The sequence below is a fragment of the Streptomyces sp. NPDC002446 genome (assembly GCF_053595675.1).
Genome location: NZ_JBSFYC010000018.1, coordinates 82,064 through 101,669 on the forward strand (window position 1 = coordinate 82,064; position 19,606 = coordinate 101,669).

Here is a 19,606-nt window from a genome sequence, read left to right on the forward strand (position 1 = left end):
CCTGAGGCCGCGCGGCGCCCGTTGGCTAGCGTGATCACCATGACATCCGAGACGGGTACGGCAGTGGAGACGGAACGCGGGCTGGTCTACGGCCCCAGCGGCAAGCGGCTGGACCTCTACCGCCCGGCGGGGAGGCCGGGCCCGGCGCCGACCGTACTGCTCTGGCACGGCATCGGCCCCGACGAGCGGGACATCCTCGCCCCCCTCGCGCGCGCCGCGGCGGCCCGCGGCCTGCTGGTCCTCGTACCGGACTGGCGCTCGGACGCCGCGGACGCCGGCCGTGCGCATCTTCTGGAGTCGGTCTCCTTCGTCCGCAAGGAGGCGGGCGGGCTGGGCGGCGACGGGGAGGCGTTCGCGCTGGCCGGGTGGTCGGGGGGCGCCGGGGCCGCGCTGGGCGTCGCGCTGCGGCCGGAGAGCACACCGGGCTGGCGGCCGAGGGCGGTGGTGGGCATCGCGGGCCGCTACGACCTGCCGGCGCGCACCACCGGCACGGCCCCGCTGGCCGATCTCGCCGCGGGCCCGGCCCCGGCCGTCCCGGTGCACCTCGTCCACGGCAGCCGGGACGCGGCCGTGGACGCCCGTCACTCGCACGACCTGGCGGAGGCGCTGCGCACCGCGGGCCGTCCGGCGACGCTCCAGGAACCGGAGACCGACCACGCGGGCGTGATCATGACCGAGTACGACCCGGCGGCGAACCGCTGCGTTCCGACGAGGGCCGAACACGCCGTGCGGGCGGGCCGGTTGGCGGCGGGGGTGCTGGCGGCCGCCGCGGGTGCGGTCTGAGACGTTGCCGCGTCAGGGCAGCCGTCACCCCGCCGGCCGGGAGTCGTATTACCTGAACCACCCCGGGGAGTTGTGGTCGAGGTGTCGCGCGCCCGCGGCGGGGGTCCGGCGGGCATAATGGCCAACTCGCTGGATACGAAGACCGGTTGCGGCAGGAGAACCCATGGCGCCGAGCGACACCTACGAGAAACTGATCGCACTGCTCGATGAGCACTCGGCCGACTACCGGCTGATCGACCACGCCCCGGAGGGCGCCACCGAGGCGGTCAGCCGGCTTCGCGGCCATGCGACCGGCCAGGCCGCGAAGTGCCTGATCGTGATGGTGAAGATCGGCAAGAAGACCAAGCGTTATGCGCTGGTCGTCGTCCCGGGGGACAAACGCGTCGACCTGTCCAAGGTGAAGGCGCTGTACGAGGGTACGTACGCCTCCTTCGCCTCGCCGGAGATCGCCGAGGAGCTCGCCGGTTCCGCCAGCGGAACCATCCTTCCCTTCTCGTTCGACGAACGGCTGGAGCTGTTCGTCGATCCGCAGCTGCTGGAGCATGCGGAGTTCTTCTTCAACGCCGCACGGCTCGACCGTTCCCTCGCGCTGTCGGCACGGGATTACGTGAGCATCGCGGGCCCCCGCGTCGAGCCGGTGTCACTCGACTGACGGGGGAAGAGGCGCTGGAGGTACGGGAGGCGGCCAGGGCCTGTCCGGCCCTGGCCCATCGGTCAGGCCCTAGAGGACCGTTGCGCCGGGCGCCGGGGACTGCGCCACCCTGGTCTGGCGGCAGGTGCCCGACGCCAGCAGGGCCGCCGCCACCTCCGCCGCCGACTCGGGGTCCTTGACCAGGAACGCGGTGGTCGGGCCGGAGCCGGAGACCAGGGCGGCCAGGGCGCCGGCGGCGGTGCCGGCGTCCAGGGTGGCGGTCAGGGCCGGGCAGAGGGAGAGGGCCGCGGGCTGGAGGTCGTTGGCGAGGGACGCGGCGAGCGCGGTGGCGTCGCCGGATTCCAGGGCGGCCAGCAGCGCGGGGGCCGCCTCCGGCTCGGGTACGTCCGTTCCCTCCGTCAGGCGGTCGAACTCGCGGTAGACGGCCGGGGTGGAGAGCCCGCCGTCGGCGACCGCGAAGACCCACTGGAAGGTGCCGCCGACGGTCAGCGGGGTCAGCAGCTCGCCGCGGCCGCGCCCCAGGGCCGCGCCGCCGACCAGGCTGAACGGGACGTCGCTGCCCAACTCGGCGCAGATGTCGAGGAGTTCGGCGCGAGAGGAGCCGGTCGACCACAGCTCGTCGCAGGCCAGCAGGGCGCCGGCGGCGTCCGCGCTGCCGCCGGCCATGCCGCCGGCGACCGGGATGTCCTTGCGGATGTGGAGGTGGACGTCCGGCTCGATGCCGTGGCGGGCGGCGAGGAGCTCGGCGGCGCGGGCGGCCAGGTTCGTCCGGTCGAGGGGGATGCGGTCGACGTCGTGGCCCTCGGCGGTGATCCGGAGGGTGTCCGACGGGGTGGCGGTGACCTCGTCGTAGAGGCCGACCGCGAGGAAGACGTTGGCCAGGTCGTGGAAGCCGTCCGGGCGGGCGGCGCCGACCGCCAGCTGGACGTTGACCTTCGCGGGTACGCGGACCGTCACCGGCTGCGTCACTTGCCTGCCTCCCGGTTCTCCGCGATACGGGCGAACTCCTCGACGGTCAGTGCTTCGCCGCGGGCCTGCGGGGAGACCCCGGCGGCGAGCAGTGCGGCCTCGGCCGCGGGGGCCGATCCGGCCCAGCCGGACAGCGCGGCCCGCAGGGTCTTGCGGCGCTGGGCGAAGGCCGCGTCGACGACGGCGAAGACCTGGTCGCGGGTGGCGGTCGTCTCGACCGGCTTGCTGCGGCGCACCAGGGAGACCAGGCCGGAGTCGACGTTGGGCGCGGGCCAGAAGACGTTGCGGCCGATGGCGCCGGCCCGCTTGACCTCGGCGTACCAGTTGGCCTTGACGGAGGGCACGCCGTAGACCTTGTTGCCGGGGCGGGCGGCGAGGCGGTCGGCGACCTCGGACTGGACCATGACCAGGGTGCGGTCGATGGTCGGGAAGGTCGCGAGCATGTGCAGGAGCACGGGGACCGCGACGTTGTAGGGGAGGTTGGCGACCAGCGCGGTGGGCGGGGGGCCGGGCAGCTCGGTGACGTGCATGGCGTCGCTGTGGACCAGCGCGAAGCGGTCGGCGCGGTCCGGCATCCGGGCGGCGACGGTGGACGGCAGCGCCGCCGCGAGCACCTCGTCGATCTCGACGGCGGTGACCCGGTCGGCGGCCTCCAGCAGCGCCAGGGTCAGTGAGCCGAGGCCGGGGCCGATCTCGACGACGACGTCGTCGGGCCGGACCTCGGCGGTCCGCACGATACGGCGGACGGTGTTGGCGTCGATGACGAAGTTCTGGCCGCGCTGCTTGGTGGGACGTACGCCCAGCGTGGCGGCCAGCTCGCGGATGTCGGCGGGCCCCAGCAGGGGACCGTGGTCGTCGGTGGTGCTCTTGCTCATGCCAAAGCCTCGCTGCGCTCGTTCACCCGTGAAGCTTACGGCCGCACAGCGGCCACGGGCTCGCCCCCCGGCTGATGTAGAGCTTCTTGGCCCGGTAGGTCTGCTCCTGGGCCGGGGCGTCCTGGGGGCGGCCGGTGCCGCCGAGCGCGTGCCAGGTGTCGACGTCGAACTGGTAGAGCCCCCCGTAGGTGCCCGAGGCGTCGACGGCGTCGGGCCGGCCGCCCGCCTCGCACTCCGCCAGCGCCTCCCAGGCGAGCTGGTCGGCGCCGCGCACGGAGGTCGGCAGTTCCTTGGTGCCGATGTGCACGATCTGCGGGCGTGGGCGGCGCACGACCTCGGTGTGGGTCCGCTTCGGCTTCTGCTTGACGCCGTTGACGGTGCGCAGCCGGTAGGTGACCCGCCGCACGCCCGGCCGCCCCTGCTGGACGACCGCCTCGGTGCCGCGGGTCAGTGCGGGGTTGCTGCGCTTGACCGTACGGAACGCGATGGGTTCCTCGCGGACCTTTTTGGCGCCGGTGATCCGCAGGACGGAGATGGTCTGGCCCTCGCGCGGGAAGCTGTCCGGCGGCACCGAGGTGGTGTCCTGGTCGCGCAGTGCGAGGCCGGCCTCCGCGAGGGCTTCGCGGACGGTGGCGGCGTTGGTGCGGATCCGGTGTTCGCGGCCGTCGGCGACGAAGACCACCGAGCGTTCGGTGCGGACGGCCAGTTCCATGCCGTGCCGCTCGATGCGGCGGGAGCGGGAGGCCGACACATAGGCGCCCTCGGCGCGCACACCGAGCTGGCGGAGCGCGTCGTCGACGGTGTCGGCGGTGGTCCACACCTGGTGGCGCTGTCCGTCGACGGTGAGGACGACGGGCCGGCCGTGCCGGACGACGACCTCGTTTCCGCTGGCCAGATGGGTTCCGGGGGCGGGCGCGACGATGTCGTGGGCGCCGATGTCGAGCTGTTCGTCGGCCAGCAGGTCGTTCACGTCGTCGGCGAAGGTGTGCAGGGTGCGGGGGGTGCCGTCGACGCTGAGCCGGATCGCCTTGTCGTGTGCGATGAAGGCGGTGGTGCCGCCGGCGAGGAAGGCGACGACCAGCGCCCGGGGCAGCACCCGGCGCAGCGCTTCGGGGGGTTCAGGACGGCGCCTGCGACGGCCGCGCGCGGCGCGGTGGCTGCTGGGTGACTGACTCACGGCGCGCTCCCCATGCCACGGATGCGGTTGATTGCCGGAATGTAGCGGAGCGACCGCGACTCTCCAAAGTTGTACCGATACGGAAAGTAGTCACTTCGGGGGACCCCGGGCGGTTGGGCGCCCGGGGTCCGGGAGGGCGGCCGGGGGCCGGACGGCTCAGTAGCCGAAGGCGCGTGCCGTGTTCGCGGCGACGGCGGTGGCCAGCGCGTCCTCCGTCATCCCCTTGACCTCGGCCATCGCCCGGAGGGTGACCGGAATGAGGTACGGGGCGTTGGCCCGTCCGCGGTACGGCGCGGGGGTGAGGAAGGGGGCGTCGGTCTCCACGAGGACCAGCTCGGGCGGGGCGACGGCGAGCGCGTCGCGCAGCGGCCGGGCGTTCTTGAAGGTGACGTTGCCGGCGAAGGACATGAAGTAGCCGGCCGCGGCGCAGATCTCGGCCATCTCGGCGTCGCCGGAGTAGCAGTGGAAGACGGTCCGCTCGGGCGCGCCCTCCTCCCGCAGGATCCGCAGCACGTCGTCGTGGGCCTCGCGGTCGTGGATGACCAGGGCCTTGCTGTGCCGCTTGGCGATCTCGATGTGGGCGCGGAAGGACCGCTCCTGGGCGGCCATGCCTTCGGGGCCGGTGCGGAAGTAGTCCAGGCCGGTCTCGCCGACGCCGCGGACCTGCGGGAGTCCGGCCAGCTTGTCGATCTCGGTGAGCGCGGCGTCCAGGGCCGCGTCGCCGCCGGCCTCCCGGGCGCCCTGCCGCGACCATCCGTCGGGGTCCCCCAGGACGATCCGCGGCGCCTCGTTGGGGTGCAGTGCGACGGTCGCGTGCACGCTGTCGTACTGGGCAGCCGTCTCGGCGGCCCACTGCGAGCCCTTGATGTCGCAGCCCACCTGGACGACGGTGGTCACCCCGACGGAGGCGGCCTTGGCCAGCGCCTCCTCGACGGTGCCCTCCTGCATGTCCAGGTGGGTGTGCGAGTCCGCGACCGCCACCCGGAGCGGTTCGGGCAGCGGCGGCGGGGTGTTGTTGTCCTGCGGTGCCATGGCCGCGATCCTACGAGGACCGCGGCCGGGGCCTCACCTGCGGTGGTGCTGGAAGGGGTGCAGCAGGTCGGCGAGGTGCCAGTGGTGCCTGCGGGCCTTGGGGGCGTCGTCGGCGGTGCCGCCGGTGCGCTCGGGGGCCTGCTTGGTCCGGCCGTTCCCCTCGCCGCCGGGGTGGCGCCGGTGCATGCTCGCGATCGCGTCGGAGACCTTCGAGACCTGGCCGGAGCGCATGATGCGTACGACGTTGCTGCCGCAGTTCAGGCAGGTGGGGCGGGTCAGGGGGGAGGGCACCCGCTCGTCGTCCGCGTAGTAGACGACATGCGGCTCGCCCTTGCCGTCGGTCTGGTGGACTATCTCGTACGCCTGCTCCCAGCCGTGCCCGCACCTCATGCAGGCGAAGGAATAGGCCTCGTGCGCGGCCGGCTCGGGCCGGGGCCGGGGCGTGACCGGGCCGGTGCTCGGACCGGTGGTCTGGATGGTTCGCTCACTGCGCTCGCTCATTGCACTCCTCTTGTCCGCTGGACAAGGCGTCCGGGAACCGTTCGTCCCACCCCCAGTGGACGCCCTTCCCGGCCGGAACGCATCGGATCGCGAGCCCTATTGGCCCAGATTTGGCAGTGGGCATATAAAAGGCCCGACTATGCCGCCCTGGGCTTTACCTTTCAGGACAGTCATTTACCTTCCGAAGTGTCGGTTCCGGGGTGTGATGTGGGCTTTTTCGCAGTGCCCCGGGTGGCGTTCTTCGCCGCGACCACGGCGTCGAAGACCTCCCGCTTGGGCAGCCCCGCCTCCGCGGCGACCGCGGCGATGGCTTCTTTGCGCCGTTCGCCGGCCTCCTCGCGGATACGCACCCGGCGCACCAGTTCCGCGGCGTCCAGCTCCTCGGGCCCGCTCTCCGGGGCGCCCTCGACGACGAGGGTGATCTCGCCGCGTACGCCCTCGGCCGCCCAGGCCGCCAGCTCGCCCAGCGGGCCGCGCTTGACCTCCTCGTAGGTCTTGGTCAGCTCGCGGCAGACCGCGGCGCGCCGCTGCGTACCGAAGATCTCGGCCATCGCGGCGAGGGTGTCGTCGAGCCGGTGCGGCGCCTCGAAGTAGACCAGGGTGCGGCGTTCGGCCTCGACCTCGCGCAGCCGGGAGCGCCGCTCGCCGGCCTTGCGGGGCAGGAAGCCCTCGAAGCAGAAGCGGTCCACCGGCAGGCCGGAGACGGCCAGGGCGGTGAGTACCGCGCTGGGGCCCGGGACGGCGGTGACCTTGATGCCGCGCTCGACGGCGGCGGCGACCAGCCGGTAGCCGGGGTCGGAGACCGAGGGCATGCCGGCGTCGGTGACCAGCAGCACCCGTGCGCCGCCGGACAGCGCGTCGGCCAGCTCGGGTGTCCTGGCCGCCTCGTTGCCCTCGAAGTACGACACGATGCGGCCGGCCGGCGTCACCTCCAGCGCCTGGGTCAGCCGGCGCAGCCGCCGGGTGTCCTCGGCGGCGATCACATCGGCGGCCGCGAGCTCGGCGGCGAGCCGCGGCGGCGCGTCCGCGATCTCGCCGATGGGCGTCCCTGCAAGTACCAGCGTTCCAGTCACCTGCCCATCCTCCCAGGCCGGGGCCGTGCCCCCCGGCCCAGCCCGGCCCCGGTCCGCCGGCATCCCGTGGTGGCGCTCCGCACCGGTCCACAGGGGGCTTCCCTACGATGGGCCGGGTGACGAGTGAGACCACCGCGACCGACGCCGCCGCGCTCCGCGCCCCGGAGCTGGCCGAAAAGCCCCCCGTGTGGCAGCGGCGGCTGCGCCGCTTCGGGTATCCGGCCCGTCCGCAGGCCGATGTCCGGGCGCGGCTGGTGCCCGGCTTCCCGGAGCCGAGCGGCCGGCTGTGGGCGGTGTTCGGCGCGGGGCCGGACGCCGCGGCGAAGCTCACCCGCTGGGCGGGCTGGGCCGGTCCGCTGCTGGTGGCGCTGGTCGCGGGGGTGCTGCGGTTCTGGAACCTGGGCAGCCCGCGGAAGGTGATATTCGACGAGACGTACTACCCCAAGGACGCCTGGTCGCTGCTCCAGTACGGCTACGAGGGCACCTGGGCCAAGACCGCCAATGACGCGCTGGTCGCGAACCCGCCGCAGATCCTGCTCTCGCCCGAGCACTCCTATGTGGTGCACCCGCCGATGGGCAAGTGGCTGATCGCGCTCGGCGAGTGGGCGTTCGGGATGAACCCCTTCGGCTGGCGGTTCACGGTGGCGCTGCTCGGCACGCTGTCGGTGCTGCTGGTCTGCCGGATCGGGCGGCGGCTGATGCGGTCCACGGCGCTGGGCTGCCTGGCTGGCGGCCTGCTCGCGGTGGACGGGCTGCACTTCGTCATGAGCCGTACCGCCCTGCTCGATCTGATCGTGATGTTCTGGGTGGTGGCCGCGTTCGGCGCGCTGCTGGTGGACCGGGACCGCACCAGGGCCCGGCTGGCGGCGGCGCTGCCCGTGGGGCCCGGAGGTGTGGTGCGTCCCGACGACGCGGTCGGTGACCGGCTGCGGCTCGGGTGGCGCCCCTGGCGGATCGCGGCCGGTCTGTGCCTGGGCCTGGCCGCCGCCACGAAGTGGAACGGCCTGTACTTCCTCGCGGCGTTCGCCCTGATGTCGGTGCTGTGGGACGTCGCGGCCCGCCGTACGGCCGGTGCCCGCCACCCCTTCCGTTCGGCCGTGCGCCGTGACGTCCTGCCCGCGTTCGGCGCGACCGTCCTCGTCGCGCTCGCCGCCTACCTCGCGTCCTGGTCGGGCTGGCTCGCCACCAAGGGCGGCTACTACCGCGACTGGGCGACCACCCCCGACGGGCGGCTGGGCGGCTGGACCTGGCTGCCGGACTGGCTGCGCAGCCTGTGGCACTACCAGACCGAGGTCTACGCCTTCCACACCGGACTGACCACCCCGCACACCTACCAGTCCAACCCGTGGAGCTGGCTGGTCCTGGGCCGCCCGGTCTCGTACTTCTACGAGGACCCCAAGGCCGGCCAGGACGGCTGCACCGTGGCCGAGGGCTGCGCCCGCGAGGTGCTGGCGCTGGGCACCCCGCTGCTGTGGTGGGCGGCGTGCTTCGCGCTCCTGTACGTGCTGTACCGCTGGCTGTTCCAGCGGGACTGGCGGGCCGGCGCCATCGCGTGCGGCGTCGCGGCCGGCTATCTGCCGTGGTTCCTCTACCAGGAGCGGACGATCTTCCTGTTCTACGCGGTGGTGTTCGTCCCGTTCCTGTGTCTGGCGCTGGCCATGATGATCGGCGCGATCATCGGTCCGCCGGGCTCGACGGAGCGCCGCCGCACGATCGGCGCGGTGGGCGCCGGCGTACTGGTACTTCTGATCATCTGGAATTTCATCTACTTCTACCCCCTCTATACGGGTACGCCGATTCCGAAATCCGCGTGGCACAACCGGATGTGGTTCGACAGCTGGGTGTGACCGGCATCAAGGGCGTGACCCGGGGTCAATATCGCGGTCGAGCGGGGTCAAGCGGAGGTCACGGGAAGAGTTCGACAATTCCGTAACAGGAGTGCAACAGCGTGTCACCGGACCGTGCCCGGATCGAGACTCGGCAATTTCCCCGTGTCCCTTAGAGTGCGATGCACGTTCTTGTGTGCGTATTCAAGGACGAGGCTCCTGGGAGGGGATCGGTGACATGCGCCGTGAGGTGAAGTACGGGCTGATCGGCGGATCGGTGGCCCTGGTGGCGGGAGTCGTGGGCGGACTCACGCTGTTCGGCGGTTCGGACGAGGCGTCCCCGCAGGAGGTCAGGTCGGCGGACGCCAAGCCGGGCGACGGCGGGCCCAGCATCCCGACCGGCCCGCTGTCGGCCAAGGAGGTGCAGTCGGCGGGCGAGGAGTTCCTGACCGCCTGGCAGTCCGGCGACACACAGAAGGCGGCGGAGCTGACGGACAGCCCCGAGACCGCCCGCGGCGCGCTCGCGGACTTCAGCAAGCGGGCGAAGTTCTCGAAGGTGACGGTGACCCCGGGCACCCCGTCCGGCGACAAGGTCCCGTACACCGTCGCCGCGCAGATCGACTACAACGGCACCAAGGCGGCCTACTCGTACCGCACGTCGGCGACGGTGCAGCGCGACAAGTCCACCGGCGAGCCGCGGATCGTCTGGCAGCCCTCGGTGCTGCACCCGGGCCTGGCCAAGGGCGATGAGCTGCGTACCGGCGAGGCCGAGGCGCCGCCCATCAAGGCCGTGGACCGCAACGGCACCGAGCTGACCCCCAAGGCGCATCCGACGCTGGCGGGGATTTTGGACAGCCTGCGCGACAAGTACGGCGACAAGACCGGCGGCAAGCCCGGCGTGGAGCTGTTCATCCACCGCGCCAAGAGCGCCAAGCCCGCCCAGCAGCTGCCCGACAAGACGCTGAAGGTGCTCTCCAAGGGCACCCCGGGCACCCTCAAGACCACTCTGGATGCCAAGCTGCAGGCGGCGGCCGAGCGGGCGGTCAAGGGCAAGAAGTCCGCGGCCGCCGCGGCCGTCAAGCCCAGCACCGGCGAGATCCTGGCGCTGGCCAACGCCCCGGAGAAGGGCTTCAACCTCGCCACCCAGGGGTCGCTGGCCCCCGGCTCCACGATGAAGATCGTGACCGCGGCGATGCTGATCGACAAGGGCATGACCTCGCCCGGCAAGTCCCACCCGTGCCCCAAGTACGTCACCGTCGGCGGCTGGAAGTTCCAGAACCTCGACAAGACCGAGATCAAGTCCGGCACCTTCGCCCAGAGCTTCGCCGCCTCCTGCAACAACGCCTTCATCTCGCAGGCCGAGAAGCTGAAGAACGACGACCTGACGAAGGAGGCCCGGGACGTCTTCGGCATCGGCCTGAACTGGCAGACCGGCATCCCCACCTTCGACGGCGCGGTGCCGGTGCAGCAGGACGCGCAGATGGCGGCCTCGCTGATCGGGCAGGGCGGGGTGCGGATGAACCCGCTCAACGTCGCCACGCTCGCGGCGACGGTCCGGGCCGGCTCCTTCCACCAGCCGTACATCGTCTCGCCGTCGCTGGACAACCGGACGCTCGCCAAGGCCGCCCGCGCGATGAAGCCGGGCACCGCGTCCGCCCTGAAGTCGCTGATGAAGCTGACCGCGACGTCCGGTACGGCCGCCCAGGCGATGTCCGGGGTCGGCGGTGACATCGGCGCCAAGACCGGCTCCGCGGAGGTCGACGGGCAGAAGAAGCCCAACGCCTGGTTCACCGCCTACCGCGACGACCTCGCCGCGGCGGCCGTCGTCCCGGCCAGCGGGCACGGCGGCACCAACGCGGGCCCGGTGGTCCGCGCCATCCTCACCGCGAACTGAGGCCCGGCGGGGGGCCTTCCCGTCCCCCGCTCCCTCCGTCCCACCGGCTGGATCTCCGTCGCATGGCCCGTACAACTTTCGTTAGCGTACGGGCCATGACCGATTCCGCGCCCCGCATCCGCCAGGCCGCCGGCCGCCGCGCCTCGGACATACGCGAGCGCACCGCGTGACCCCGCTCGTCGTCGCCGCCGTCCTGGCCGCCGCCGTCACCCACGCCAGCTGGAACGCCATCGCCCACGGCATCCGCGACCAGCTGCTGGCCTTCACCCTGGTCGGCGGCGGCGGTGCGGTCTGCGGCGCCGCACTGGCCGGCTTCACCCCGCTGCCCGCCGCAGGCGCCTGGCCCTTCCTGCTGGCCTCCGCCGCCGTGCACGTCGTCTACCAGGCCCTGCTCATGCAGTCGTTCCGGCTGGGCGACTTCGGCCAGATGTACCCCATCGCCCGCGGCAGCGCCCCCCTCGTGGTCACGGTCCTCGCGGCCGTCTTCGTCCACGAGGTCCCGGGCGGCTGGGCGCTGGCCGGGGTGGCCCTCGCCTCCGCGGGGCTGGTCGGGGTGGCCCTGTGGGGCATCCGGGGATCCGGCACCCTCCCGCACTGGCCCGCCATCGCCGCCGCCCTGGCCACCGGCCTGTCCATCGCCGCCTACACCACCGTCGACGGCCTCGGCGTACGCGCCTCCGGCACACCGCTGGGCTACATCGCCTGGCTGATGATCCTCGAAGGCCTCGCCATCCCCGCCTACGCGCTGGCCACCCGCCGCCGCAGGCTCCTCGCCGACCTGCGGCCCATCGCCGCACGGGGCCTGGCCGGCGGCGTCCTGTCCGTCTTCGCCTACGGGCTGGTCCTGTGGGCCCAGACCCGTGCCCCGCTCGCCCCGATCGCCGCCCTGCGCGAGTCCTCCATCATCGTCGGCGCGGCCATCGGCGCCCTCTTCTTCAAGGAACGCTTCGGCACGCCGCGCATCGCCGCGGCGGGCCTGATGGTCCTCGGGATCGGGCTGATGCTGTACCCGGGGTGAGCCGGCGCGCCACGTCGCCGGGCGGCCCCGGCGTCACCTCACGACGCGGGAGACGGCCCGCAGCAGCGCCTGCGCGCGGGGGTCCGCGGTGACGTTGCGCTGCATGCCGTTGGTGACGTACCCGAAGGCGACGCCGCTTTCGGGGTCGGCGCAGGCGAGCGCGCCGCCGCGGCCGGGGTGGCCGAACGACCCGGGGGCCAGCAGCGGCGACGCCGGTCCGTGCAGCATGAAGCCCAGGCCGAAGCGGGTGTTGACCAGGAGGGTGCGGTCGAGCCCGGCGGACTCCTCGGTGCGGGCGAGGGTGAGGGTCGCGGGGGCGAAGAGCCGGGGCCGGTCGTCGACGGCGCCGATCAGCGCCGCGTAACAGCGGGCCAGCGAGCGGGCGGTGGCGATGCCCGCGGAGGCGGGCAGCTCGGCGGCCCGGTAGGCGGGGTCGTTCTCGTCGGGGCCCGGGGAGATCGCGCCGAAGGCGCGGCTCGTCAGGGAGGAGGGATCGGCGTACGCGTCGGCGACCGACTGCTTCGGCCGCACCCTGAGCCCCGCGGCCGCCGGCGCCGCCGGCGGCTCGACGGCCGCCAGGCGGCCCACCTGCGCCTGCGCGGCACGGGGAAGCCCGATCCACAGGTCGAGGCCGAGCGGCCCGGATATCTCCTCGGCGACCCAGCCGCCGATGGTGCGCCCGGTGACCCGCAGCACCAGCTCGCCGATCAGCCAGCTGTAGGTCTGTGCGTGGTAGCCGTGGTCCGTGCCGGGCTCCCAGACGGGTGCCTGGGCGGCGACCGCGGCGGGGCCGCTCATGCCGTCGGCGGCCTGCGCGGGGGTGAGCGGGGTGTCCAGGACGGGCAGCCCGGCGCGGTGCGACAGCAGATGGCGGACGAGCACCCGCTCCTTGCCGGCGGCCTTGAACTCGGGCCAGTACGTGCCGACCGGGGCGTCGAGGTCGAGCTGTCCGCGCTGGTGCAGCAGCAGCGGGACGACGGCGGCGATGCCCTTGGTCGCGGACCGGATCACCTGGGCGGTGCCGGCCTCCCACGGTGCGGCGCCCCCCGCCGCGGCGTCGGCGTCCCCGTCCTTCGTACCGGCCCACAGGTCGACGACCTTCCGCCCGTGCCGGTAGACGGCGACCGCCGCCCCCCGCTCTCCGCGCTCGGCGAAGTTGGCCGCGAAGGCGTCCCGGACCGGCTCGAAGCCGTCCTCGACCGTGCCCTGGACGTCCACCACTGATTCCCGCTTCCCACTCATCCGTCGCTTTCGTGACCCATCAATGGTGCAACGCGCGGATCGGTGGTCATGACCAGGGCCGCGGCCCGTGGCGTTCGTCACACGAGAACGCCGGTTGGCCGGGCGGCGCCGCTCGGTCACCGGGGGACGGTGACCGACCGGGGGTCGAAGCCGAAGGGCAGCTCCAGCCGGTGGCTGCGCATCAGTTCCTCGTCGCACAGCAGCTCCTGGGTGGTGCCGTCGGCGACGAGCACGCCCCCGGAGAGCACCACGGAGCGCGGGCACAGCTCCAGCGCGTACGGCAGGTCGTGCGTGACCATCAGCACGGTGACGTCCAACGACCGCAGGATGTCCGCGAGTTCACGGCGCGAGGCCGGGTCGAGGTTGGAGGAGGGCTCGTCCAGGACGAGGATCTCGGGACGCATGGCCAGGACCGTGGCGACGGCCACCCGGCGGCGCTGGCCGAAGGAGAGGTGGTGCGGCGGGCGGTCGGCGAAGTCCGCCATGCCGACCCGGTCGAGCGCCTCGGTGACGCGGGCGTCGAGTTCCGCGCCGCGCAGGCCCGCGGCGGCCGGCCCGAAGGCGACGTCCTCGCGGACGGTGGGCATGAACAGCTGGTCGTCGGGGTCCTGGAAGACGATGCCGACGCGGCGGCGGATCTCCGCGAGGCTGCCCTTGGCGACCGGCAGTCCGGCGACGCTGACCGTGCCCGCGCCGGCCTGGAGGATGCCGTTGAGGTGCAGTACGAGGGTGGTCTTGCCGGCGCCGTTGGGGCCGAGCAGGGCAACGCGTTCGCCGCGGCCGACGGTCAGGTCGACGCCGAAGAGCGCCTGGTGGCCGTCCGGGTAGGCGTAGGCGAGGCCGGAGACGGCGAGGGAGGGGGCGGGGGCGGGCGTGGCGGTGCTCAAAGGGTCCATCCCAGGAGGCAGACGGCGAGCGCGGCGAGCGGGAGGGCGGCCGCGCGGGTCCATTGTGTGCGGGTGGCGCAGGCGGCGTCGAGGACGGGCATGGTGCCGGTGTAGCCGCGGCTGACCATGGCGAGGTGGACGCGCTCGCCGCGCTCGTAGGAGCGGATGAACAGCGCGCCGGCGGACTTGGCGAGCACGCCCCAGTGGCGTACGCCACGGGCCTCGAAGCCGCGCGAGAGCCGGGCGATCCGCATCCGCCGCATCTCGTCGGTGATCACATCGCCGTAGCGGATCATGAAGGAGGCGATCTGGACGAGCAGCGGCGGCATCCTGAGCCGCTGCAGGCCGAGCAGGAGTTCCCGCAGCTCGGTGGTGGCGGCGAGCAGGACGGACGCGGCGACGCCCAGCGTCCCCTTGGCGAGGATGTTCCAGGCGCCCCAGAGCCCGGATTCGCTCAGGCCCAGTCCGAGCACATGGACCTGCGGGCCTTCGGCGACGAACGGCATCAGCAGGGCGAACGCGACGAACGGCACCTCGATCAGCAGCCGTTTGAGCAGGAAGGCGGCCGGGATCCGGGCCACCGCCGCGGCGGTGGCGATCAGCAGGGCGTAGAGCCCGAACGCCCAGACCGCCGCGCGCGGGGTGGAGACGACGATCAGCACGAAGCAGAAGACCGCGGTGAGCTTGCAGTGCGCGGGCAGGGCGTGCACCGGCGAGTGCCCGTGCCGGTAGAGCTTGTGCGCATGTCCCGCGCCCATCTCAGGCGTTCTCCGCCCGCTGCGCGGCCGCCTGACCACCGGTCTCCTGACCACCGGCCGCCTTCCGGCGGCGCACGACCACGAACACCCCGGTGCCCACCGCCAGCGTCGCGCCCACCCCGATGACGCCGGCCAGGCCGCCGGACAGCCGCGGGTCGGTGATGTCCTTGACGCCGTAGTCGGCGAGCGGCGAGTCCTTGGCCGCGTGGTCCTCGGTCTTGGCGTCGATGCCGTGGTCGTGGGCGACCTTCTCCAGGCCGTCGGGGCTGGCGGAGGCGTAGTAGCTGACGCCACCCGCGCACACCAGGGCAGCGGCGAGCCCGGCCAGCCAGACGCGGCGGGCCGAACGGCGCGGGGCGGCAGGGGCCGCGGGGGCGGGCTCGGCGGTGGGCGCGGGGGCGGGCACGGCGGTGGCCGTGGGGGCGGGCACGGCGGTGGCCGTGGGGGCAGGCGCGGTGACGGGCTCGGCCACCGGCCCAGCGTCGGCGGCCGGGGAGGCCAGCGGCGAGGTCCGCAGTTCCAGCGGCTTGGTCAGCCCGCGCGCGCCGTACACCAGGTCGGGCCGTACGGCGATCACGGCCCCGACCGTCAGCGCGGTGATCGCGGCCTCACCGATGCCGATCAGTACGTGCACCCCGACCATGGCGGTGAAGACCTTGCCGATCGGCACGTCCGCGGTCCCGCCCAGCGCGTAGAGGGCGGTGAAGGCGACCGCGGCGGCCGGCACCGAGGCCAGCGCGGAGACGAACGACGCGACGGTGACCGAGCGCCGCCGCTTGGGCAGCACCTTCACCAACCCCCGGAACAGGGCGTAGGCGACCACGGTCGTCACGATCGCCATATCGGTGATGTTGACGCCCAGCGCGGTCAGCCCGCCGTCGGCGAACAGCACGCCCTGCATCAGCAGCACGACCGAGACGCACAGCACCCCGGTGTACGGCCCGACGAGTATCGCCGCCAGCGCCCCGCCCAGCAGATGGCCGCTCGTACCGGCCGCGACCGGGAAGTTCAGCATCTGCACGGCGAAGATGAACGCCGCCACCAGCCCGGCCAGCGGCGCCGTGCGCTCGGCGGCCGCTTCGCCGCCCTGCCCCGCACCCGCCAGCTCCCGCCGGGCGCCGCGCAGGCTGACCGCGACCGCGGCCGCGGCGGCCACGCCGGCCGCCGCCGACACCGGCGCATTGATGAATCCATCGGGTACGTGCATCTGGGGCTCTCCGCTTCGGGCTCTGCAAACCAGCCAAGGGGTGGCGCAACCAGCCAATCGTCGCGGCTACTGCAACCAAGTCGCAAGAGCGCCCATCATGCGGATACTGATCGGGGCCCCGGGAATGCGCCGGGCTGCCGGGAGCCCGCCGTCCGCCGCAGAGAGGACGGAAAGGCGGACGGTCAAGCTGCATACGGGAAGTCAACCGAACGGCAACACGTGCGCCGGGTGCTCGAACCACGGGCGGGCGCTTCCGGCACGGTCAATCGTGAGCCCGAAGCGATCAAGGCCGGGCTTTTCGTGATCGCTCCACCAGGCGAGGGCTTGCTCCACCTCATCCCAGAGGCGGCGTGGTCCCGACTGGTACACCATGGCGTCCGGCGTACTACCACCGCTGAAATCGACAGCTGCCCATGACCGGCTCGCCAGGTCGAAGAACCACGCCTTTCCGCTCTTCTCGTCCGAGCGGTTCACGACATGGGCACAACCGGGAACACACAGCCCGATCACGAACCGGACAGTGTCGTAGCGGTCGCCCAAATCGGCCAGAGCCACCGGCGTACGGGACACATCGGCGTCACCGGGGAACTCCGGCACATGCTCACTGAACCGGTTCCAGTCCAGGCGCTGTGACCGCAGCTTCATGAACTCCACCATGCGGAGAAACGGCCCGCTCGCGCTGCCGTCCGGCCCCACGGACAGCCGGACAAGGGCATCCTGGTCGGTGTAGTGGGTGCCCCATGGGGCGAGGATGACTCCGCCCGGCCGGGTCTGCTCCAGCCAGCGTGGCGGGATGGCTCGCACGCCTGCCGTGACGATCACGCGGTCGTACGGCGCCCGCGCCAGCCACCCCTCCTGGCCGTCCCCGTGGATCACCTCGGGGCCGAGGCCGACGCGCCTGAACGCGTCGCGGGCCCGCTCGGCAACGGCAGCGTCAATCTCGACGGTGACCACGTTGCCACCGCCCAGCCGATGAGTGAGCAGCCCGGCGTTCCAGCCGGCACCGGTGCCGACTTCGAGCACTCGCATGCCGTCGCGCACATCCAGATCGCGGAGCATGGAGGCCACCACCGACGGCATGCTCGCGGAGCTGGTCGGCACGGTGCCCGGCTGGGTGCCGGTGTGCAGGCCGTCGTCCCACTGGATGACGAGAGGGACATTCGTGGAGGCAGCACGCTCCCATGCTTCGGGATCATCGGTACGGGAAACAGGGACACTGCAGCCGGTGGCCATATCGTGCGCCCAGACGAGATCCGGCAGGAACAGCGTGCGCGGTACCGCCCTGAACGTCTCCGCCCACGGAAGCGTCAGGGCTCCGTTTTCGAGGAGGGACCGCACCAGCTCGTCACCGGCGCGGCCTTCCTTCCTCTCAGGAGTGGGTGTCACTTGCGGTGCTTCCCATCACCTTCGGGCATCTCACCGTCCGGAGGCGGAGGAGGCGGCGGCTCCCAGGGCTGACCGGGGTGGTCGTCCCCACTGCCTCCATCGCCGCCGTTCCACACAATCGGTCCCGTCATCTCGAACCCTCCCTCGACTCATACGGAACCCGTCTGGCGGGGTGCCAAACGGGTCGGCTGCCCGCCCCGACCGGGGCGAGAGTCTTCTCAGTGGCGTACCCGCGGCAGCTGATCAGCGTTCATCCGGGCACTCTGCCTTCGCCGCCTTCCGCTTCGCGATGTACGAGATCACGGTGTATCTCCTCAACGGGGTTGGGTGGAGAGCCCGCCAGCCGCTCCCACCGGCGCTGACGCTCACACCATCAAGGGAACCGTGAAGACCAGGACCACTCCACGGCATCCATGAGGCAGTCTTGAGGCACACCCGATGCACATCGTGCACCTCACCGGATGGCAGAACAGGCGAGAAGGGGGTCGGGGTGGGTCTTGCTGAGCGAAGGAAGGCCCTGGGCTACAGTCAGGAAGCGTTCGCTCACGCGCTCGGAGTCGACCGCACAACGGTTGGCCGCTGGGAGAACGGAAAGACCGAGCCTCAGCCGCAGTTTCGATCGAAACTGGCCGAGGTGCTGCATGTTGACCTCGGCGAACTTGACGTCCTGGTGGCCCGAGCACAAGCCTCCCCTCAGGAGACCGCGGGGTCGCCGCCCGGCGATCACTACGGCTCTAGGGACACCGACGACATGATCCGACGCGAATTCCTGCGTGCCATAGCTCTCACAGGCGCGCTGTCAGCTCTGCCCGTCGATGAAGCGGAAGCTACCCAAGTCGGGTCACGCCGCAGATCCGCGGCCGGCTTCCTGCACATGAACGACCACCTGTGGCGGGTGTACCAACTCGCCCGCACCAAGGGGGCGGTTCAGCCGATCGTTCGTGACCAGCTGGAGGCGCTCAACAGCGCCCTTGACGCGCGATCAGGTAGGGAGACCCACGCGCTGTTCAGCGCCGCGGGTGAGCTCTTCCAGCTCGCCGGGGAACTGGCCTTCGACGGCAACCGCTACACGGATGCGGCAGCCTCCTACACCCTTGCTGCAGCAGCAAGCAAAGAGGCATGTGCGTACGACCTCTGGGCGTGTGCGCTCGTGCGACATGCTTACGTCGACGTATACGAGCGCCGGTATCAAGAGGCCGCCACCGTCCTTTCTGCTGCTGAGCGAGTCGCCGGGCGTGGGGACAGCACCCTGTCCACGCGGTACTGGGTTGCCTCTGTCCAGGCCGAGGCGCAGGCAGGTTTGGGCAACCTGACGGCATGCGAGTACGCACTGTGCGCGGCCGAGAAAGTACTGGATCTTGATGCCCCTGGCCGAAAAAGCGGTTGGCTCCGGTTCGACGGATCACGGCTCGCCGAGGAACGCGGAGCCCGCTATGTACAGCTGGGACGTCTCGACCTTGCCGAGAAAGCATTGCTGTCCGCTCTGGAACAGGATGCCCTCGCCGAGGGACAGTCGTTTCGTCGCCGTGGCGCCGTACTCGCCGACCTTGCCGCAATCGGCGCCAAGCGCCGGGACTGCGAACAGCTCATCACCTTCGGCCGCAAGGCCGTGCAACTCGCTCGGGAATCTTCGTCAGGATACGTCGCCCGGAGACTCCGCAGGCTACAAGCTGAGTTCGGCCCGCTGGCGAGGAATACCCGTGTGGCTGAGCTGAAGGCCGAAATAGACGCACTGAGCACCACATGATGAGAGGGGCAGGTATGTCACGGGTTGAGGGCGCACGACTGTTTCGCGAGGCGTGGATTGCCGGTGTGCGAGAGCACTTCCCCGGCGAGCCGAAGCCCGGCTACGTGACCCCTTGGGAGGACACCCCCGACTGGGAGCGTCAGGCTGCGGGCGCCGCCTACGAGCAGGTGCGGCAACTGTTGGAAACGAGCGCCGGCCACGCGTCGCGGCTGACGCCGGAGCAGAAAGGCCGATTCGTCGCGACGTGCTGGACGGCTCAGATGTTCAAGCACTTCGAGAACCCGAAGCCAGGCTATGTCGCGGACTGGCCTGACCTGCCGGACTGGCAGAGGAAGACCGATATGGACATCTTTGAAGCGATCGAGAAGTCACTGCATTGATCACCACACCGACTTCGGATTGCCGAGCCCTGACCAATCGGTGAGCAATCAAGCTCCCAAAGCACGAGGAGCGCTCGGTGCCCAGCTTCGCGGATTCCGCAAGGATGCGGGGTTCGCAAGCCAGGGCATTCGCCATTGCCACGAGGTGGACAGAGGCGAAGCCCTCCCGGCGGGCCCGGGGGCTGCCCCCGGCCGGTAG

The 19,606-nt window shown here is 72.0% G+C and carries 18 protein-coding genes; 7 read left to right on the top strand and 11 right to left on the bottom strand.

All coding sequences use genetic code 11. The features are described from left to right. Positions 1-39 precede the first annotated feature (39 nt). Positions 40-783, top strand: a complete 744-nt coding sequence (locus tag ACWD6P_RS13505; RefSeq protein WP_451444213.1) for an alpha/beta hydrolase — start codon at positions 40-42, stop codon at positions 781-783. 163 nt (positions 784-946) lie between these two features. Beyond that, a complete protein-coding gene (locus ACWD6P_RS13510; protein WP_451444214.1) occupies positions 947-1,435 on the top strand; it encodes a YbaK/EbsC family protein in 489 nt (162 codons plus the stop codon). Positions 1,436-1,504: 69 nt separating this feature from the next. Here the strand turns inward: ACWD6P_RS13510 and ACWD6P_RS13515 are convergent, their stop codons facing one another. The 6 genes from ACWD6P_RS13515 to rsmI form a co-directional block, all read right to left on the bottom strand. After that, entirely contained in the window at positions 1,505-2,404 is a 900-nt protein-coding gene (locus tag ACWD6P_RS13515; protein ID WP_451444215.1) for a 4-(cytidine 5'-diphospho)-2-C-methyl-D-erythritol kinase, read from the bottom strand. Beyond that, on the bottom strand, positions 2,401-3,279 hold the full coding sequence (rsmA, locus tag ACWD6P_RS13520; RefSeq protein WP_451444216.1) for a 16S rRNA (adenine(1518)-N(6)/adenine(1519)-N(6))-dimethyltransferase RsmA: 879 nt from the start codon (positions 3,277-3,279) through the stop codon (positions 2,401-2,403). Before rsmA ends, ACWD6P_RS13515 begins: the two co-directional genes overlap by 4 nt. Before the next feature lie 22 nt (positions 3,280-3,301). Further along, positions 3,302-4,456 carry a ubiquitin-like domain-containing protein gene (locus ACWD6P_RS13525; RefSeq protein WP_451444217.1) on the bottom strand — a complete coding sequence of 385 codons (1,155 nt, stop codon included), beginning with the start codon at positions 4,454-4,456 and terminating at the stop codon, positions 3,302-3,304. A gap of 156 nt (positions 4,457-4,612) precedes the next feature. Beyond that, a complete protein-coding gene (locus tag ACWD6P_RS13530) occupies positions 4,613-5,488 on the bottom strand; it encodes a TatD family hydrolase (protein ID WP_451444218.1) in 876 nt (291 codons plus the stop codon). A gap of 33 nt (positions 5,489-5,521) precedes the next feature. Then, the gene (locus tag ACWD6P_RS13535) at positions 5,522-5,989 is read right to left on the bottom strand and encodes a hypothetical protein (RefSeq protein WP_451444219.1); all 468 of its coding nucleotides are present in this window, start codon (positions 5,987-5,989) and stop codon (positions 5,522-5,524) included. A gap of 170 nt (positions 5,990-6,159) precedes the next feature. Further along, positions 6,160-7,062 (bottom strand): 16S rRNA (cytidine(1402)-2'-O)-methyltransferase, encoded by a 903-nt coding sequence (gene rsmI / locus ACWD6P_RS13540; RefSeq protein ID WP_451444220.1) that lies wholly within the window; start codon positions 7,060-7,062, stop codon positions 6,160-6,162. 107 nt (positions 7,063-7,169) lie between these two features. Between rsmI and ACWD6P_RS13545 the strand changes: the two genes are divergently transcribed. From ACWD6P_RS13545 to ACWD6P_RS13555, 3 genes are all read left to right on the top strand, one after another. After that, a complete protein-coding gene (locus ACWD6P_RS13545; protein WP_451444221.1) occupies positions 7,170-8,909 on the top strand; it encodes a dolichyl-phosphate-mannose--protein mannosyltransferase in 1,740 nt (579 codons plus the stop codon). Between the two features lie 217 nt (positions 8,910-9,126). Beyond that, positions 9,127-10,782 carry a penicillin-binding transpeptidase domain-containing protein gene (locus ACWD6P_RS13550; RefSeq protein WP_451444222.1) on the top strand — a complete coding sequence of 552 codons (1,656 nt, stop codon included), beginning with the start codon at positions 9,127-9,129 and terminating at the stop codon, positions 10,780-10,782. Positions 10,783-10,948: 166 nt separating this feature from the next. Then, positions 10,949-11,800 carry an EamA family transporter gene (locus ACWD6P_RS13555; RefSeq protein ID WP_451444223.1) on the top strand — a complete coding sequence of 284 codons (852 nt, stop codon included), beginning with the start codon at positions 10,949-10,951 and terminating at the stop codon, positions 11,798-11,800. Positions 11,801-11,833: 33 nt separating this feature from the next. Here the strand turns inward: ACWD6P_RS13555 and ACWD6P_RS13560 are convergent, their stop codons facing one another. From ACWD6P_RS13560 to ACWD6P_RS13580, 5 genes are all read right to left on the bottom strand, one after another. Further along, positions 11,834-13,042: a serine hydrolase domain-containing protein gene (locus tag ACWD6P_RS13560; protein WP_451444224.1), complete on the bottom strand. Its 1,209-nt coding sequence runs from the start codon at positions 13,040-13,042 to the stop codon at positions 11,834-11,836. A 116-nt stretch (positions 13,043-13,158) separates the two neighbouring features. Continuing rightward, on the bottom strand, positions 13,159-13,938 hold the full coding sequence (locus ACWD6P_RS13565; protein ID WP_451444225.1) for an energy-coupling factor ABC transporter ATP-binding protein: 780 nt from the start codon (positions 13,936-13,938) through the stop codon (positions 13,159-13,161). Continuing rightward, positions 13,926-14,687, bottom strand: coding sequence for a cobalt ECF transporter T component CbiQ (gene cbiQ, locus ACWD6P_RS13570; RefSeq protein WP_451444226.1), 762 nt, complete (start codon positions 14,685-14,687; stop codon positions 13,926-13,928). The genes ACWD6P_RS13565 and cbiQ overlap by 13 nt, the downstream gene beginning before the upstream one ends. 1 nt (position 14,688) lies before the next feature. Beyond that, a complete protein-coding gene (locus ACWD6P_RS13575; RefSeq protein ID WP_451444227.1) occupies positions 14,689-15,894 on the bottom strand; it encodes an energy-coupling factor ABC transporter permease in 1,206 nt (401 codons plus the stop codon). 201 nt (positions 15,895-16,095) lie between these two features. Continuing rightward, complete coding sequence (locus ACWD6P_RS13580) at positions 16,096-17,280, bottom strand: methyltransferase domain-containing protein (RefSeq protein ID WP_451444228.1); 1,185 nt, start codon at positions 17,278-17,280, stop codon at positions 16,096-16,098. 490 nt (positions 17,281-17,770) lie between these two features. Here ACWD6P_RS13580 and ACWD6P_RS13585 point away from each other — a divergent pair, with 490 nt between their 5' ends. Beyond that, on the top strand, positions 17,771-19,027 hold the full coding sequence (locus tag ACWD6P_RS13585; RefSeq protein ID WP_451444229.1) for a helix-turn-helix transcriptional regulator: 1,257 nt from the start codon (positions 17,771-17,773) through the stop codon (positions 19,025-19,027). A gap of 14 nt (positions 19,028-19,041) precedes the next feature. Continuing rightward, the gene (locus tag ACWD6P_RS13590; RefSeq protein WP_451444230.1) at positions 19,042-19,407 is read left to right on the top strand and encodes a hypothetical protein; all 366 of its coding nucleotides are present in this window, start codon (positions 19,042-19,044) and stop codon (positions 19,405-19,407) included. Positions 19,408-19,606: the final 199 nt, after the last annotated feature.